The 15,989-nt window shown below is 61.6% G+C and carries 14 protein-coding genes; 2 read left to right on the plus strand and 12 right to left on the minus strand.

Features of this window, described 5'->3' with window-relative positions; genetic code table 11:
* Positions 1-485: 485 nt before the first annotated feature.
* The 4 genes from HTZ77_RS47010 to HTZ77_RS38880 form a co-directional block, all read right to left on the minus strand.
* Complete coding sequence (locus tag HTZ77_RS47010) at positions 486-827, minus strand: site-specific integrase (RefSeq protein WP_235995801.1); 342 nt, start codon at positions 825-827, stop codon at positions 486-488.
* 56 nt (positions 828-883) lie between these two features.
* Complete coding sequence (locus tag HTZ77_RS38870) at positions 884-1,849, minus strand: hypothetical protein (RefSeq protein WP_235995802.1); 966 nt, start codon at positions 1,847-1,849, stop codon at positions 884-886.
* The gene (locus HTZ77_RS38875) at positions 1,846-2,034 is read right to left on the minus strand and encodes a helix-turn-helix transcriptional regulator (protein WP_175594775.1); all 189 of its coding nucleotides are present in this window, start codon (positions 2,032-2,034) and stop codon (positions 1,846-1,848) included. The genes HTZ77_RS38870 and HTZ77_RS38875 overlap by 4 nt, the downstream gene beginning before the upstream one ends.
* 788 nt (positions 2,035-2,822) lie before the next feature.
* A complete protein-coding gene (locus HTZ77_RS38880) occupies positions 2,823-3,068 on the minus strand; it encodes a hypothetical protein (RefSeq protein ID WP_175594776.1) in 246 nt (81 codons plus the stop codon).
* A 34-nt stretch (positions 3,069-3,102) separates the two neighbouring features.
* On the opposite strand from HTZ77_RS38880, the gene HTZ77_RS48885 reads away from it, so the two are divergent.
* The gene (locus HTZ77_RS48885; protein ID WP_407940639.1) at positions 3,103-3,825 is read left to right on the plus strand and encodes a sacsin N-terminal ATP-binding-like domain-containing protein; all 723 of its coding nucleotides are present in this window, start codon (positions 3,103-3,105) and stop codon (positions 3,823-3,825) included.
* Between the two features lie 85 nt (positions 3,826-3,910).
* On the opposite strand, the gene HTZ77_RS38885 is transcribed toward HTZ77_RS48885, so the two are convergent.
* The 7 genes from HTZ77_RS38885 to dndB all read right to left on the minus strand — a co-directional run bounded on the left by HTZ77_RS38885 (position 3,911) and on the right by dndB (position 13,307).
* Positions 3,911-6,148, minus strand: a complete 2,238-nt coding sequence (locus HTZ77_RS38885) for a ParB N-terminal domain-containing protein (protein WP_175594902.1) — start codon at positions 6,146-6,148, stop codon at positions 3,911-3,913.
* Positions 6,149-6,151: 3 nt separating this feature from the next.
* Complete coding sequence (locus HTZ77_RS38890) at positions 6,152-6,838, minus strand: hypothetical protein (protein ID WP_175594777.1); 687 nt, start codon at positions 6,836-6,838, stop codon at positions 6,152-6,154.
* 1,008 nt (positions 6,839-7,846) lie between these two features.
* Positions 7,847-8,059: a transposase gene (locus HTZ77_RS38895; RefSeq protein ID WP_205304515.1), complete on the minus strand. Its 213-nt coding sequence runs from the start codon at positions 8,057-8,059 to the stop codon at positions 7,847-7,849.
* A gap of 252 nt (positions 8,060-8,311) precedes the next feature.
* Positions 8,312-8,746 (minus strand): DNA sulfur modification protein DndE, encoded by a 435-nt coding sequence (dndE, locus tag HTZ77_RS38900; RefSeq protein ID WP_328809030.1) that lies wholly within the window; start codon positions 8,744-8,746, stop codon positions 8,312-8,314.
* On the minus strand, positions 8,679-10,667 hold the full coding sequence (gene dndD / locus HTZ77_RS38905) for a DNA sulfur modification protein DndD (protein ID WP_175594779.1): 1,989 nt from the start codon (positions 10,665-10,667) through the stop codon (positions 8,679-8,681). The genes dndE and dndD overlap by 68 nt, the downstream gene beginning before the upstream one ends.
* Entirely contained in the window at positions 10,654-12,177 is a 1,524-nt protein-coding gene (gene dndC, locus HTZ77_RS38910) for a DNA phosphorothioation system sulfurtransferase DndC (RefSeq protein WP_235995803.1), read from the minus strand. The genes dndD and dndC overlap by 14 nt, the downstream gene beginning before the upstream one ends.
* Complete coding sequence (gene dndB / locus HTZ77_RS38915) at positions 12,174-13,307, minus strand: DNA sulfur modification protein DndB (protein ID WP_175594780.1); 1,134 nt, start codon at positions 13,305-13,307, stop codon at positions 12,174-12,176. The genes dndC and dndB overlap by 4 nt, the downstream gene beginning before the upstream one ends.
* Before the next feature lie 82 nt (positions 13,308-13,389).
* Between dndB and dndA the strand changes: the two genes are divergently transcribed.
* Positions 13,390-14,547, plus strand: a complete 1,158-nt coding sequence (dndA, locus tag HTZ77_RS38920) for a cysteine desulfurase DndA (RefSeq protein WP_175594781.1) — start codon at positions 13,390-13,392, stop codon at positions 14,545-14,547.
* Here dndA and HTZ77_RS38925 read toward each other — a convergent pair.
* Positions 14,534-15,982 carry a DNA phosphorothioation-associated putative methyltransferase gene (locus HTZ77_RS38925; RefSeq protein WP_175594782.1) on the minus strand — a complete coding sequence of 483 codons (1,449 nt, stop codon included), beginning with the start codon at positions 15,980-15,982 and terminating at the stop codon, positions 14,534-14,536. The two genes, dndA and HTZ77_RS38925, sit on opposite strands and share 14 nt — an antisense overlap.
* Positions 15,983-15,989: the final 7 nt, after the last annotated feature.

Below are 15,989 nucleotides of genomic sequence, written 5' to 3' on the forward strand. Positions count from 1 at the left end.
TCACCGCTAAGGTGGCCACGAGGTCTCCGGGTACAGGTTCTTCTTGGTCGTTGAACCCTTTACCGGAGACCTCTTTGCTTATCCGGCTACGACACGCCGTTGATCAACACTTCGAGACAGGCCCTAGCCGCGGATCACCACGCAGGCGTTCTCATGTTGTGAAACCGAGTAGCTGAAGACCGTCGGCGGGGTGGCTGCGGTAGTGGTTGGTGGCGGCGATGTTGGTCCAACTGCCCAGATGGAGCCTTCGATGAGCTTGTCGGCACGGGGATCTGGCCATCCAGGGTGAGGATTTCACTCGCGATGGTATTGAGCCGGGCAGAGCTGTTACCCACCATCGGAATGCGGGAGAGGTCTCCCCCTCTCTCTGCGCGTGGGTGCCAGTGTGGCACAGGGCGGGAAGTTTGGCGGCAACGTGCGGAATAGGGCAGCGCCAGGTGGGGTCGGCCCTGGTTGTGCCAGGGCCGAAGGCGGATAAATGTGAGCTATGTGTCCAACGCGTTGTTGATCTTTCCGTTGATCTGTTCTTGTTGGCCGTCGATGCACTTGGCGTAGACCCGCAGCAGCACGTCAACGCTGTGACCGGCGCGTTTCGCGACCTCAGGGGCCGGAACACCCGCATTCAGCCAGAGTGAGACCGCCGCGTGGCGGAGGTCGTACGGTCGCGCGGCCAGAGATGATGCGACCTGTTCCGGGGTAAGCGCCAGTTTGCGGGCCTCCTGCCAGACGTAGGAGTGTGCCGAACTGGAGTAGGTACCGCCGGTGCCCGTGCTGAAGATCCTCCCGTCCTCTGCGGTGCCGTACTCGGCGATGTGCTCGCGGAGCATGGCGACCAGGACTGGCGGGATCGGGATCTCCCGCGTCTCCTTGTCCGCGCGGTGCTTCAGGCTGCGGGACTCGTGTGTCTCGCCGGAGTTTGTCCAGCGTTTGTTGCCTGGGGTCGTGCCCTCTCCAGGACGATCTGACCCCAGCCCTTCTCGGGCAGGGCACAGTTGCTCAGCCGCAGGTCCGCCGCCTCCTCCGGCCGGAGCGCCGCGTAGTAGATGCAGGCGAAGAGGGCCTTGAGCCGGGGACCTCGTTTGCGCCCCACCTTGGGGACGGCGGCGAGAAGTTGCCTCGCTTGGGCCGGGTTGACCACCGTACGCGGATCGATGACCGTGACGGCCTTTGGCGCTGTCCACTTGATTTCGTCCAGCGGGTTGCTGCCGAACACCTTCTGCTCCACCGCGTGCTCCAGGAGGTGATGCAGGACAGCGCGCTTGCGCCGTACCGAGTTCGCCCCCGCCGGGCCACCGGCGAAAGTGATTGAGATGGCGTCGAGAGCTGTGCGAAGGATGTTCGCCTCCCCCAGGGCCGACAGCGGAAGGGACGCTCTCTCCAGCCAACTCAACGCCGCAGCTTGAGACGGGGAAAGGCTAGTTCGCCTGCTCTCGGGGAGGAGGATGTGAGTCCTGAGAACCTCGCGTAGTTCCTCCGCAGCAGGAGGCCGTGGCGCGTCGGCTACCAGGGCAGGGATTAGCGTCAGGAGTGCGTATGCTTCGGTCTCGCGAGTCCTGGCCGCCAAGATGTTCCACCGCCGGAGAAAATACGCCTGAGCGAACTCCAGGAACGACGGCCCCGATGTCTTCGCCGCAAGCATCGACACTGGCAAACCAGTGGTGATGTCGAACTCCTCCCCCATTTTGACCGCCTGACGCAGGTCGGACATGAAGGCGCTGGCCAGCCCCCTGGTTCGAAAGGTCTTGGACCTGTCCTTGCTCGCCACTCGCCAACGCGCTATGTAGGCGGGCGTGCCGCGGTTGGTGCGCTGCTGGATCTGGCCGAGCTGAACGTAGTAGGTGGTCTTCACGCCGCCTCCCGTCGCGAGTCGAGCCATGCCGTGAGGTCACTCCGCCAGACGCGGAGCTCGAGGTTGGGGAGCTGAACGCAGATCGGTGCGCGGCCGAGCTGGCGCCAGCGGTAGAAGGTACGGCGGGACACGCCCAGTTCTTCGAGGACCTGGGGAATGGTCAGCAGCTCGTCACGTCTGATCATCGACCACCGCCCGGGGTCGCAAGGCAGACAGTGGTGCAGTGGCCCTTCCTCGCAGCCGGACAGCGAAAGGCGGGCCGGATTCCGGGCGCTACACCGCCCGGCTTATGGATAGGGGCGTCGCGGTGCAGCAGCCTGCCTGAGGCTCGACCGAGGTGGACGCCCATTCCATGGCGGTGAACGGGTCGGCGAGAGACACCGATCCGCTTGATCTGGTCCGCCCAATCGTCGCTATCGGGGTAGTTGAGTCGATCGGTCATTCTCGTTTTGGCGCTGGAACAGGCAAGCTCGTGCAAGATGGGATCCGTCCTCTCCAGTGGTCTGGTGTGGGATGGCCCTCGCCTGGTGGACGTCTTGGTGGATGTGGCCAGGCGAGGGCGCTGTGGTTGGCGCGTTGGGCCTTGATGCCGACGCAGGTGCAGTCGGTGCAGGCTCGACGTTCGGGACTTCCTTGATCACTCCTTCTCGGCGGTCAACGCAGCAGGCCGGCGCGTGCCTGTTGACCAGGACGAACTGGATGAAGTCCTGCGGAGGCGCGCTCAGCAGCCAGCCGAGCTGCAAGCCCGCCGTGTACCGCAGGCGATCACCCGCATAGCGGGTGTCCCAGACCGTCAGGGGCAGGGATATGGACCACCGCCTCTGGCCATGTCGTCAAGTCCGGTTGCGTGGCGGCGAACGCGGGGTCCAAAGCTTCCGTGGTCGGCTCGTCGTGGGCTGGCGGCTCCCCACCAGCCGCGTCTGCCGTCAGCATCCAGACGCTGCCAGCGGGCCGCGTGAGCCCCTCAGCTGGATCAGGCAGCCCTCTGGATGGTCGAAGCGTTCTTGAGCGGATGAGGCTTGGTGAAGATAAGCAGGTCCTCGTGCGCGGTGGCGTGGATAGGCAGGCCGCGAGCCCGACCCTTACGCGCCTCGTACAGCTGGAAGAACGACGCGCGGTTCAGCAGTTTGCCGCGGCCCAGCCCGCACAGCAGGCACACGATCCGGTCGGCGAAGTTCAGACCGGCGCGCTGAGCCACCTTCTGCACGAGGCCGGGCAAGTCGACGAGTTCCCCGCGGTGTTACGCCCGGACCGTGCTCAGGGAGTGGGAGGCCACGCAGACCTGGCAACCGGATTTGCAGCTGAGATCGGCGACGTTCAGTAGCGCCCGAGACTATTCAGGACGATTCCTTCTTGAACTGCTGCAGAACGGGCATGACGCCCACCCGTCCGACCGTTCCGACGGATGCATACGAATACTCCTGGACGCAAGCGAAGGGTCCTATGGGACGCTTTATGTCGCCAACGGCGGAATCCCCTTCACCTGGCCGCGAGTCGAGGCGATCTGCAAATTCGCTCTGACCGAGAAGACCGTTGGGGAGGGCATTGGCAACAAGGGCATCGGTTTCCGCAGCATCCCGGAGATCACGGATGCGCCCGAGATCTACAGCGCCCGGGCGAGTGGGCTGGGGCCTTTGCGTTTAGACGGTTATTGCTTCCGTTTCGCAACCGAGTGTGATGTCTCAGGACATCGGAAACCCTCGAACCTACGGGTGCGGGGGTTTCTTCGTTTCCGCCTTTGCCTGAGGCTGGTAGCCGCGAGTGGGGTCGATGGTCAGCTCGCACAGAAGCTCTCCGGTGACCGCATCGACGACGCGGACGTGCAGCCTCGGGGATCATCCCTGCATCAGCTGCTCAAAGACGCCCGCCCTCGCCCACGACCGAAACCTGTCATAGGCGGTGGACCACGGCCCGTGGCTCGGCGGGCAGATCCCGCCACAGGCTACCAGTACGGAACCGCCACATCACGGCATTGAATTGAACTGCTGCCGCAGGTCCGGGATCGGCCCCGCTCCCCCAGAGGCAAGTGAAGCTCGATCAAAGACCATTCCTCTGATCAAGTCAGTCGCCGATGAGATCTTCAAGGCTGGTGACCGGAACATTCTCGGACGTACTGTCGTCGTCCTCAACGATCGACGCGTCGTTGTCGGAGGAGATCTCGTCATCAGTAAGAGCTGCCGGCGATTTTGCAAGTGATGAGAGCCAGGATTCGTACGTGTCCTCAGACAGGTAGAACCAGTCCCTCAGCGCCCGCTTGATCGAATTGCTGGCCGCCTGCTGAGCTTCGACGCGGAGCTTTGCCTCGGCAGAGCCTGGCTTGCTGATCTTCAGAGCCTTGAGTTGCTGGTCGGTACACAGCTTCAGGTACAGCTCACGGGCAGCGCTGATCATCCGATCAAAGCCGGAACGATCGGGAAACCACGGCGCGATGTGCTCCCAGGCAGCCGGAGTGTCGAGTGCCTGCATCCAGAAGTATCGAAAGAACACCGACTGCGCAGTGTCCATATTCCCAATCTGGTTCAGCGGATGGTTGACCTCAGCCTTGTTGAACGCGAGCCTGCGGTCCTTCGCCTTACCCTGATCCTGGGAGAAGTACGCGTTCCAGCCCTTCACCAACGCGTCGGCAAATGCGGGCAGATCCTTGGTGTCCGCGCCGCCAGGCTGCTCCTTACGAAGTTGCCACAGCGAGCCAAGGGTCAGCACCAAACCGAGCTGGCAGGCATGTGTGTTGAACACTGCGTAGGCGGCCTTAGATTTCTTGAGGGCCTCAGGCTTACCGGATTCCAGGAACTCCACCGCTCGGTAAGTCTCGAAGCTCTCCTCGCGTACTTTCAGGGCCTCCCAAGCCTTGATCACATCCGACTTGGTGGTCTTCGCGCCGAGCGCCTTCTTTTCCTGGTAGTGCTCATAGCTGTCCCGCAACGTCCAGAAGACGCCGACACCACTGAAGAGTGCATCGTGAGCGAGGGTCAACCCGGTGTCGTCGACATGCCAGTCGTCCTTCAAACGGGTCAGCGCTTTCGCGTGGGCGGCGTACGGGGCTGTCTTCGACAGAACCGTGAGTATGCCGCGTCCCCACGTCTCGGCGAACCGGTCGCTGATCGTGTCCACCTGGCCGATGGGGAACTCGGAGTTGCCGAGGCTTTCCCGCTGGTAGGTGAAGCCACCGTCCTCGAACTGGGCTGGGAAAAGGCTGGTCAAATCCAGCTGTTCGCGCATGAATGCGTCCTGCTCAGCAGGGCTCTGACGACTCCCGAACCTCAAGGTCACATCCTTGAGGTACTTAGGCGGACCAAACACGCAACGCTCCACCGTCGTCTTCAGGAGGTTGATGTTCGTCAGCACCGACCAGCGAGCTGGGCGGCTGGAGTTGACCTCCGGGTTGTCATACTCGACCGCGTACAGGGGCAGATAGGACTCGTCCTGTCCATTCCGGAGCTCGCTAAGCAGCCGCCGCGTCAGCACATTGCTCAACTCGGCATCGGACAGCAGGATGATGCGCGACTCGGATGGAGGGCGTGCCTCCTTGTTGACGTCCACGAAGAGCTTGCGTGCGGCCTCGTGCGGCTTGGCGTCCTCGCCGGCCTGGTCAGGGAACCAGCAGACAGTAACCGGTACCTCGACCTTGCTCAGGTCCAGTTCGCCATGACTGATGTCCTGCAGCGCCTGCTTGACCTGGTTTTCGTAGAATGACCTGAATCTCGCGCCGGGAGAGTTCTGCCAGCTATTCGTCGTCGTGCGCTCGACAGCGAGCAGCGCCATTGCACGATGCTGGCCGTCCAAAACGACTAGCTGCGACTCGGTCCTGTTCCACCACAGCTTGCCGACGTTCGCTGGGTGCAGCCGATCATTTCCGCCGAGGAGCCGTTGCACCTGGAACGAGGTCCCCGCCTGTTCCTGCTGCCACCTGGCGCCGTCATCTTCGACCACCGTCGGCGCGTCCAAGACCGGAAAGCGCGATGGGCGCTTGTTGCGGAACGGCAGCAACACCGCCACGATCGGAGGGAAGAACGCAGGTCCAGTCGCTTGGGGCTTCAGCAAGTACGGGATCAGGCTGACTGCAACTCGGTGGTCATCCAAGTCGCGTTGCAGGAGCTGGTTGAAGTCCAGGTCCCCGGCCTCCATGACTTCCCGGACCGGGGACAAGCTCTTGGTGAGCTGACGTTCCGGGTCGTCGGCGTCGTCTCCGAGCCGGGCCTTGGTCATGATGTAGTCCACCCGGCCGGCCGGCGTGGAGAAGCTCCCCCACGTGCCCTGCACACAGTCACGGAACGTGAGCTTGGTACCTGAGCCGAACATCACTTACTGCCTTCCCAGAATCGGTGAGTACAGCCGATGCAGGAGCCACTCGGCTGACTCGGCCGTGTTCCGTAGGTGCTTCTTCGTTGCTTCGTCGTTCTCTTCGTCGGCCAGGTCAATGACCCAGGCTTCGAGGTGTTCCATCGCAATGTTCCGGGCCGCGGCACGCTGGCCGAAGTTCTTCCCCCGGCCCCGGATGGTCTCCGCGTCCTCAGGGTGCTCACGCAGCCAGTCATGGGTCCGTGTGTAATCCAGACGGTGCTTGCGAAGCCGTTCCTGCAGGTTCGTTGCGACCCCGATGTAGAGAGGGGTGGAGAACACGGGAGACGCCTTCTGAAGGATGGTTGACATCACCCGGCGCCGCTCCTCGGTGTCGAGGGAACTCATCAGCGTTTCGAGGCGCTGCAGTGAGTCGTCATCCCCGGTCTGACCGCCTTCTGCGGGCTCACGAAGAGGGTAGTCCAACTCCAGAGAGCCCTCCCATTTTGCTCCGTACGATCCTCTGCCGCTCAGATCGATTGGCAGGGGCTCATAGTAACCAGCGTACTTGCGGAGCAGGTTCAAGAAGCCCTCAATGGCCTGGTCTCCATCGGCACTGGGCTTAATCTTCCAGTCGTGCGGGCCGGCACGAAAGCTGACATACCAAGCGTAGAGTCCAGGACTCTCCGGAGCTTGGTCTACGTCCAGCATGGAAAAATGGTTCAGAAAGGAACTGTCCGTCACTGGGTGCCGCCTCGCCCTGGCCTCGACTCCAAGCTGACCAGGGGGCCGTACGTCTTGTGTGCATACCCCAACAGCGTTGGTCTCCCGACTACGTGTGGACCGTTACAGATGCAGATCATCCGAAGATATTGCCACTTCGATGCCGAGTGTAGGGGACAGGACTAACAATCCGGGCAATTTCTTCGCTCACACCTGTTGATCAGCGTATTCATGGCGGGACCAACCCCAGCAGTCACCGAAAGAGGCCGGGGTATATCCCACAATGTCGTCGGATATCCGGCCTCCATGACTGCGCCTACCCCACTACTCCGCAGCGGAGGTCACCAGCTCTTGGGTCGATCGCATGTCTTTGTTCCCTGCCAGATAGCCGATGCCTCGTGAAGGTGGATCACAAGCGTACGACTCACCGACTCGTCCGTGAGGGGCTGGCGTCGGCACGGTCGCGTCCGTGGTGGCGACGTTCCTGATCAGGTTGGGCGGCACGATGGTCTTGCCGTTCGTGTCGGGGGGGTGTGGCAGAGCTCGCTGATGTGCAGTTTGTAGCGTTTCAGGACAAGTCGTCGCCTTTGGCCGCCCACCGGACGTCGACATCGTAGGGGAGATCAGCCGTACTCTGCCCTCGGCAGTCCTTCTCCATCGTCTTCGAGGGAGCGCCGCCGCTGGACCACCTCCCGCCCCTTGCGGTCGGTACGCGCATAGTTTTGGATCAACATGACCCGCAGCGCCTGCACCGCGGGCAGATTCCGCAGCCAGACCGGGGAGCACGGCGCACAACCGTCGGCGCCGTAGGCGCGCGCAAGCTCGGCGCGCTTCGTCTCCGAGACCGGCAACCGCCAGGAGTCGACCCAGGCGCGGTAGCGTGATTGGGATGGGTGGAAAGCAGCGTACCGACGCCACCCACGTGATCAGGGAGCTCCGGACCAGCTGCTGGCCAAGCTCGTGGAGATGGGCCTGACACTCGCATCGAACCCGAGATCATCCAACGCCAGCCCCAAGGCATCCTCCCTCCCAGCTCAGGTCCGCTCGCACGGTCTCGGCGGCCTGCCGGTCGGTCAGGTTCTCCGCCCGCTGCAACACCTTGATCAACGCCAGCCTGCCCGGTGACCAGCCGGGTTTACCCTCCGCTGCGAACGCCGCCGCGAACTCCGCGTCGGCGAACAGCTCACCCGGCTCATCCCTGACCTGCACGGGTAGTGGTGTCGGACCATGATGCTTGGCAGGAACACCGAATCGTGCCCGGCACGAGCTCTACCTGGTTAGTCTTCTGAGTGAGGAATTCTGTTCAAATATCCGGCGAGCCGTTCGAGAATCTCGGCATCGGTCTTGGTTCATACACAGGGCCCTCAGATCGCCAGTCCAGGCTACTTCCTAGTTCAGGGACGAACACCTCCTGCCTTCCCGCCAAATGAAGCAGGGGCGTAGACCACTGCCTTTCCGGAGCTAAGGGACAACAGCCTTCATCAGATCGTCCACAGAATTAAGGTCACGTCGTCCTGCAAGATACCCAATGCCGCGATGCAAGTGAGTGACGAGAGTCCTGCCGCAAGCTTCTTCAGTCGGTTCGCTGCCATCACGAAGACACCGGGATCTAATCAACGCCATGTAGATATCCCCGTAAGCTCCAGCGAAAGTTCGCCAAGACATCTCGATGTTGGAGTCGGTGACAACATCGCGCACCAACGGGGGCGTTTCGTCCTGCAAAGACACAGCTAGGGCCCAGCGGCACAGAACGTTCCAGTTCTTTATACCGGTGACTCGCTTAAGTTTGATCAACTGATCCTTGGCCGGTTGAGACAAGCGGACTGTGTCAAGCGACATACCGAGTCTTCCCCCATCCGTAGCCGCGTTCGATCGTGGTTGTGAACGTCGTGTCATCGTGGACCAGTGTGTATGTCTGGGCGATCGACGGAATGAGACGCTGCAGCAGCTCATCATCGATCTCTTCGTCTGTCGACAGCAGAAGCACCTGGTGGCTTGCTTGCGGGAAGTAACGCTCAACAAGATTCTGTCTGTGCCGGCTATCCAGCCGGCCAAGCGGAGTATCGATGACGCTCGGGAGCCTATTGCCCGCTACGCGAGCTAGGCCCCAAAGGAGGGATACCGCCAGGAGCTGGCGCTCACCTGCGCTCAGACGTGCCGGGTTGAGGTCCTCACCGTCCGCGCCAATCAAGGTCAAGGTGAACTTGCTAGTGTCGATACGCAGGTCCTTGACCAGGCCGTCCTTACGCATTAGGCGATTGAAGCTGTCTAGTACAGCGACTTCCAAACGACTGATATGACGTTGCAGCAGGAGCTCGCCAAACCTGTCCAAAGTATTACGAGCGCGGTCGGAGTATGAAACCACACGGGCGCGGTGCTCGATCTCGGCCAGTCCCTTAGCTCGTTTGGCATATGCCTTTTCGCGGGCTGCCTGAAGCTGCGTGTGTTCACGGACACGTGCGGCGTGATCTTCCTCCGTTGCGCGCAGTTCCCTCTCGAGGTCTTCCACGCGCTGACGGACCTTGTCCTGTCGGGCGATCAGGTCAGCGATCGCGTCTTCTGCTGGAACGCCGGCCAACTGCCGATCCAGCGCGTCGAGCTGCGCTCTAAGCTCTCCAGACTCAGTAAGCAGCTCTTGCGCATGCTGTGATTCGCTCTTAAGGACTTGGTCAAGAGAGTTGAGTTGCTGAATGCCTGTCGCCGACATCTGAATCAGTCTAGGAACGCCCGCGTCAGCTGCACGTTGGGCACGGTCCTCTTCCATGAACTGGCTGATCTGCTTAAGCTGAACACCTGGTATGCCGTTACCCAGTAGCGAGAGGATCTCCTTGTCCCGCATGTGCAGGACGTCGAGTAGCTGCTCCGCGCGGACCGCATCTTCCTCTCGAGCCACCTGCGCACGCAGAGCTTCCAGCTGATCCTTGAGGAGGAGAAGTGGGAGCGGTCCTGACGCGACGGTGTTGGCAAGGGTCGCGCTTACAGCTTCGAGCCGACCTTTCGCGTGCGCACTCTGTGCTTCTAGCTCCGCCCGACGGCGGAAGAGGTCCCCCCCCTCCTTGGCGAACGCAGCCTCGACAGCTTTCAGCTCCTTCTTCTCGTGTAGGAGACCAGCCTTTGCGGAAGCGACCCGCTGAAGCGCATCTGCTCTGGCCACCTCGTTTTCCTCAAGCTGAGCTTCGAGGGTGGCGATCAGCTCGAGTGCGGCCTTGTCCTCTCGACTCACCTTCTGGCGCCGTTGAAGAGCAAGTAGGTCGGTTCGCAGCTGTTCGACCGTGCTGACCCCTAGGAGCGATTGAACCGCCGACTCGATGACTGGAGCCGCCCGCTCAGGATCAGCAAGCGATTCGATCTTCTCGCCATCAAAGAAGAAGAGGGATGCGACTTCCAACGGTAGAAGATCCTCTACATAGTCCGCCCATGTGTCACTGACGGCCTTATCGTGTTCGCCGTTGACAAAGACCGCCAGCGACTCGCGGAGAGTCTTTCCCGCGATGGACCAGTTTCGCTCAATCCGGTAATGACGTTGCTCCCCTTCGACCGTGGTCGAGAACCAGAGCTTCACGCCTGCCTGCTTAGGCACTGCCTGACGGTTCACGCTGTCACGGAGAAACGCGTCGTAGGAACGGTTTCCCCTACCGCTGCACCGTGCCCGGGAGCCATACAACGCGAGTTGGATAGCATCTAGCAGCGTCGTCTTCCCGCAGCCGTTGAGGCCGCCGATCAGGATGATCGGCTTACCAGGCTTGGGATTCAGAGAGAGGACCTGCTTGCCGTGGTACGCTCCGAAGTTTTCGAGAGTGATCTCATGCAGGAGCATCGGTGCTCTCTTCTTCCAATCCCAGAAGGGTAGGAGCGATCTTATTCTGCTGATTGCGTTTGGCTAGCTCGACCGCGTCCTCCTCATCCGTGTAGTAGCCCTTCTTGATTGCCTTCTCAAGTGCTTCGAAGAGCCCGGAGCGACGAGTCATCGTACGGAATTTCCGCTCGACCGCAAGTAGCTCACGCATCGTCTCAAAGTGCAGGTCATCTCCGTCGCAGACCTCACGAAGCAGCTCCACCTCATCCGCGGCCACTGCGAGGTGCTGGTCGAGCGGACCACCGGGGAAGTCCTCACCCGTCTCCTGCTTGTAGATGTGGGGTAGCGAATCCTCGACCTCATGCTTCTCGAAGACCCAGATGCGTCGGATTTCGTGCAGCTCATCCATCGTGATCAGTTCGATGTTCCGCACATGTTCTGGAGCATTCTGCCGAATCCACGTCTGGGCATTAAGGAGTTTTCGGAGCCACTCCTCACGAGCCTTTTGTGTGTACGGTCCAGGAACGTTGCGATCGTGGAAGAGCTGAATCGTGCCGTTCATCTTCCGGAAGTCACGCAGGTGGCTGTCGTCGGGAGCGTCGAGCTCGTCGCGCAGCTCCAGGAGCGGAAGCATCCACTCCTTCTCCTCGTCGTTCTGGATCATCGCCGACATGGACTTGTCCTTGTCGACAAGGGTGCACGTCCAGCACCCAAAGCGGCTGTCGCCGCAGGAAGGAGTGGTGTTGTCCACCACGAGTGGGCATTCTCCGTCGCTCGAGGCTCCTTGATACATGGTGAGGAGATCCTTGTTCGGATGCCCCCAGGGGTTGGACTGCTGCATCAAGAACGTCCAGACCTCGTCGTTGCTCCATGCCTCAACAGGGCTATAGACGAGGGAGTTGGGGAGGTTGCCGTTTGGCGAGAGTCGGTCACGGACACGTCGCTTCTCGTGGCGCTCCATTACTCGGGCGCGAGCCTGGCTCTCGGCCTTACGGATGCCCAGGACCAGAATTGCCTCACCGTGGTCGTGCACGACTCGGCGAATGAAAGAGTTAGACGGCTTAATCTTCAAGCGTTCAGTGCACCAGCGGAACTTCGGTTTCGGCGCGGGGTATCCCTTACCGATCAAGCCGACCCAGAAGGTGTCCTTCACATCAGGCACCAGCCGATTCGGCTGGATAGGAAGCTGCTGCTTCTCTGCCGCCTTACGCATGGTCTCCAGCGATTGGGTGACCCAAGCAGCAACGACCGGATTCTCAACGAGGGTGTCCGTACTGATGACGTAGACCGGTTTGGTGCGCTGATGGGGCTCTAGGTCTTGTAGCGCCATCCACACAAGTTGAAGCACCGCGGTGGAGTCTTTGCCACCGCTGTAGCCCACGACCCAAGGGACCTGATCGGCCAGGTATAGCTCACGGATCTCTGCGGTCAGCTCATTCAGCACGGCGGCGAGCCCGCCTTGGCTCTCAAAGGGGACGGCGCGCCGGGTGGGCGTGTTCAGCATGACGGCACTGCGCGTCGGGGTGCTCATCGCTCTCCTCGCTGGTAGGCGTCTTCTGCCTGCTGCTCATCGGCAGTCAGTTCGAGACCGAGCTGCTTGCGTAGATAATTCACGGTAAGTACGACATTTTGGTGATTTTTCGAGACGCGGCCGCCGATGATCGCGCGTCCCTCCCAATCAGGATTGGTGCGTGACCAGTCCACGTCCCGAAGCCGCGCCAGCCGCGGCTTCCACTCCTCTGGATCAAGCGAATCGCGGAGCAGTGTGTTCCCGAGTAGCCCTAGCGCATGAAGTGCGATCCCATGCGTGTGTAGATACTGCTTACGTATCTCCGAGGCGGACAGAGATCGTCTTCGCACCTCTCCCCAGTCTGGGATGAGATCATCTACAGCTTCCCAGTAGTCCCACGACAGGCGTTCCGTGTCCTTGCCGCCAGTCAGCTCCAGCCCTTGAAGAAGGGCGCTCATCGCCGAGTACAGGGCACTGAGCGTGAAGAGCTTGCGCGATCGCGCTGAGAGGTTGCTGCTCTCCATCTCAACGAAGTTGCGGAACACCGGGCACTTCAGCGCAAGGAGTCGTGTCAGCTGGGAGAGCTCATCCCTATGGTCATAGAGGACGCCTATGGAGCGGGCCGGCCGCACGGCATGGCGGTTCAGGTCAGCAAACATCTGCTGGCTGCGTTCGAGGCCAGCGTCATGGAAGAAGACGACGGCGATGGTCTCGTCGCCGAGTGGCGGGTTCTCCTTGAGTGCCGCCTCGATCGCTGCACGCCGGTGCTGGCCATCGTTGATCAAGAAGCGCGAGGCCATCGGGATGTGCAACTGACCGACCCGCAAGCCTGGGCCTTGATCCGACACCCCCACGAAGCGCATGGCGCCATCGACTGAGGCGGTTAGCGCAGAAAAGACGTAGTCGTCAGGGTTCTCCAGGATGTACCGCGCAAGCGCTGGGACTCGCCCCTTGTTCAGCACGCGCTGTGCCCGCACCTCCGGCGCGAGCTCGTCCTCATCAAACAAGAAGATCTTGGGGATGAGGCGCAACGGACACATCGATACGTAATACTCACGCCCTGCCTGCACACCGCGGATCGCTGGGAAGATGTACTCGAAGCCCGCGGTTGTGGCGTCTCCGCCTTGCTGGGCCAGCGCGTGTGATCCCACGCGGTCCACGGTACCGTAAGTACGTGTGCGTTTTAACGTACACACGTGACCTGGGGCAACAATTATGAGAGATGGTGTGCACGTGGTCGCCTACCTGGATGCCGCTGCAACGACGAGGGTACTCCCCGAAGTCGCCGAGGTCGTCTTGCACTGGATGTCCCAAGACTTCGGCAATGCGGGCTCGCGTACCCATGAGTACGGAACTCGCGCCAAGAGGGCAGTAGCCCGCGCTCGTGAAGGCATCGCAGCCCACTTCTCCGCCCGCCCGGATGAGTTGATCTTCACCAGCGGCGCAACCGAGAGCAACAACATCGCCATCCTCGGTCTTGCTCCCTTCGGTGCGAAGAGTGAACGCCGTCACATCGTCAGCACCGCAATTGAACACAAGGCTGTACTGGAGCCACTGGAGCACCTACAGTCACAGTGTTTCGAGGTCGAACTGATCGAGCCGGGGCCGTCCGGTCGTGTGAGTGCGGAAGCCGTACTGGAACGGCTACGTCCCGACACGCTGCTTGTGTCTGTCATGCAGGTCAACAACGAGACCGGCATCATCCAGCCAGTCGCCGAGCTGGCGGAGCATCTCCGCTCCACTGCCACCTATCTTCATGTTGACGCGGCTCAGGGCTTCGGCAAGCTGCCAGACGACCTTCGTGCACCAATCGATCTCGTCAGCTTCAGTGGGCACAAGATCGGAGCGCCCAAGGGGGTGGGCGGCCTGCTCATCAGACGCCGCGGGCGGGACTCCGTGCCGCTGACCCCGCTGATGTACGGAGGCGGCCAGGAGCGCAAGCTCCGCCCCGGCACACTTCCAGTTCCGCTCATCATGGGCCTGTCCAAAGCCCTTGAGGTGTTCGAAAGCGAACGTACGCAGTGGCTGCAAGCGGCCAGCGAGTTCCGCGCCCGTCTGCTGGAGGGACTCGGCAAGACCCGGTTCAACCTCCATGGCGACCAAGAGCACGTGGTCCCGCACATCCTCAATCTGTCGTTCGAGGGTGTGGACACGGAGGCGTTGATCTTGCAGCTGAAAAACTACGCCGCGGTGGCCACCGGATCCGCCTGTACCAGTGCGTCATACACCCCAAGCCATGTCCTCGCGGCGATGGGGCTACCCCAAGAACAGGCCAGCAATGGACTGCGCCTCTCTTGGTTCCCCGACCAGGCTCAGGCACTGGACGTCGACGAGTTCGCAAGCATCATCGCCGAGTACCAAGCCGGCATCGCACCGGTCAGTTCCTCTTGATCAGGCGGTGACCACGGAGCTGGCGGCCGCAGCGGACCAGCTCGGCCTCCCAGCCCTGCTCTGTCCCAATGAGATGGGGATTGGCGTATAGGCCTGCTCGCAGCTCGCTATCGGTAAGTCGCCGATACTTCGGGACATCGAGGTCATCCGGGTGAAGGAACTCATGTTTGCGATGGAGTAGCGGCCTGTTCTCCGACTGCTCGTAGGACATATGCGAGGTCTTGAATGTGGCGAGATCGACCATATAGGACGATCGCAGCCGCGGATGCGGATCCGTGTCGAACTCCGGATAGTCCAGCCAGCTCACTCCCCTACCCTGATGGCGCAGCTTGGCCAGGGTCCACTCCTGTGGACGTCCTGCCGCGAGCGAAGCGCAGTGCTCATACAGGCGCAGCACAACGGGCATGTGATCAATCGCCCGGCGATGCACGTATAGGGCTGTTGGCGTGAGCTTGCCGACCTTTGACCCGTTCATCGCACCGCGGACATAGGCATCATCGCGCAGCTTGAGCAGCAGACGATCGGACCGCATGCATGCTTCCTTGTAGGAACTGAAGAACGCTCTCACGTCGAGCTGCACGGAAAGGGGGAGACATCCGAAGGGGCCACGCCCGTTGAACAGCTCCACCCCGAGGAACAGCAGCGTGGTCAAGGTGGATCTCTTCGCACCTTCTGCGACCTTTTCTGGATCAGCCGACACCCGGACGATCCGCTGCAGTTCTGCAGTGTTCAAATGGGCTAGGAGCTCCGCCATCTGCGCAGGCATCTCCTCTATGCGCGGCACTCGCCCGCGTCGCTCTGTGTAGTCGACTACGGAGGCGATCGCCGATGCCGCGTCGTCAGAGGCCAGCCAGATGGCCGCGGGTGCGATCCGACGAGCCAGATAGCCCAGGCGCGCCTCGTCGCGCTTGAACGCGTACACGATTCCGGGAGCCGCAGAGACGCACCGGACGCCTGTGGCGTCCTCCACGTAGCTTCGGAGCTCGCCAGCGCTGAACAGGTGCTGAAATGTCCGCCGGCTGGTAAGGACCCCGTCGCCGAATCCCGTGCCCTTGACCTTGGACTTCTCCCAGGTGAGTCGAGTGGAGACCACCAAGGTCTCCTTGGCAAGTTCCCATGCCTTGACGAGCGTACGACGCCGTTCCTCCGGGTCCTCGATGATGTTGAGGACATACGTAAGCAGCACGACATCCGATGGGTCGAGGCTGCCTTCGGGGTGATAATGGGGGTCCCAACCGACCGCCCTCATGGCAATGCCCTGTAGAGCCCGGATGTCATCCCCGCGTCCGCACCCATAGTCCAGGACCGACGAGTCAGACGTGATCTGCTGATCCGCCACAGCCTGACGTGCGGGTACGGAAAGTCCCGTTCTACCGATCGCGGTCAGGCGGCGCTCGGTTTCCCAAGCACCGCCCGTCTGCTCTGTGAGAGTCACATGCCCA

This window comes from Nonomuraea montanisoli (genome assembly GCF_013363975.1).
Classification (GTDB): Bacteria; Actinomycetota; Actinomycetes; order Streptosporangiales; family Streptosporangiaceae; genus Nonomuraea; species Nonomuraea montanisoli.

Excerpts from the sequence above, each read along its gene's own strand:
- HTZ77_RS38875 (WP_175594775.1), bottom strand. The coding sequence starts at position 2,034 with ATGATCAGACGTGACGAGCTGCTGACCATTCCCCAGGTCCTCGAAGAA.
- HTZ77_RS47010 (WP_235995801.1), bottom strand. The coding sequence starts at position 827 with ATGCTCCGCGAGCACATCGCCGAGTACGGCACCGCAGAGGACGGGAGG.
- HTZ77_RS38885 (WP_175594902.1), bottom strand. The coding sequence starts at position 6,148 with ATGTTCGGCTCAGGTACCAAGCTCACGTTCCGTGACTGTGTGCAGGGC.
- dndE (WP_328809030.1), bottom strand. The coding sequence starts at position 8,746 with ATGACACGACGTTCACAACCACGATCGAACGCGGCTACGGATGGGGGA.
- HTZ77_RS38890 (WP_175594777.1), bottom strand. The coding sequence starts at position 6,838 with ATGCTGGACGTAGACCAAGCTCCGGAGAGTCCTGGACTCTACGCTTGG.
- dndD (WP_175594779.1), bottom strand. The coding sequence starts at position 10,667 with ATGCTCCTGCATGAGATCACTCTCGAAAACTTCGGAGCGTACCACGGC.
- dndC (WP_235995803.1), bottom strand. The coding sequence starts at position 12,177 with ATGAGCACCCCGACGCGCAGTGCCGTCATGCTGAACACGCCCACCCGG.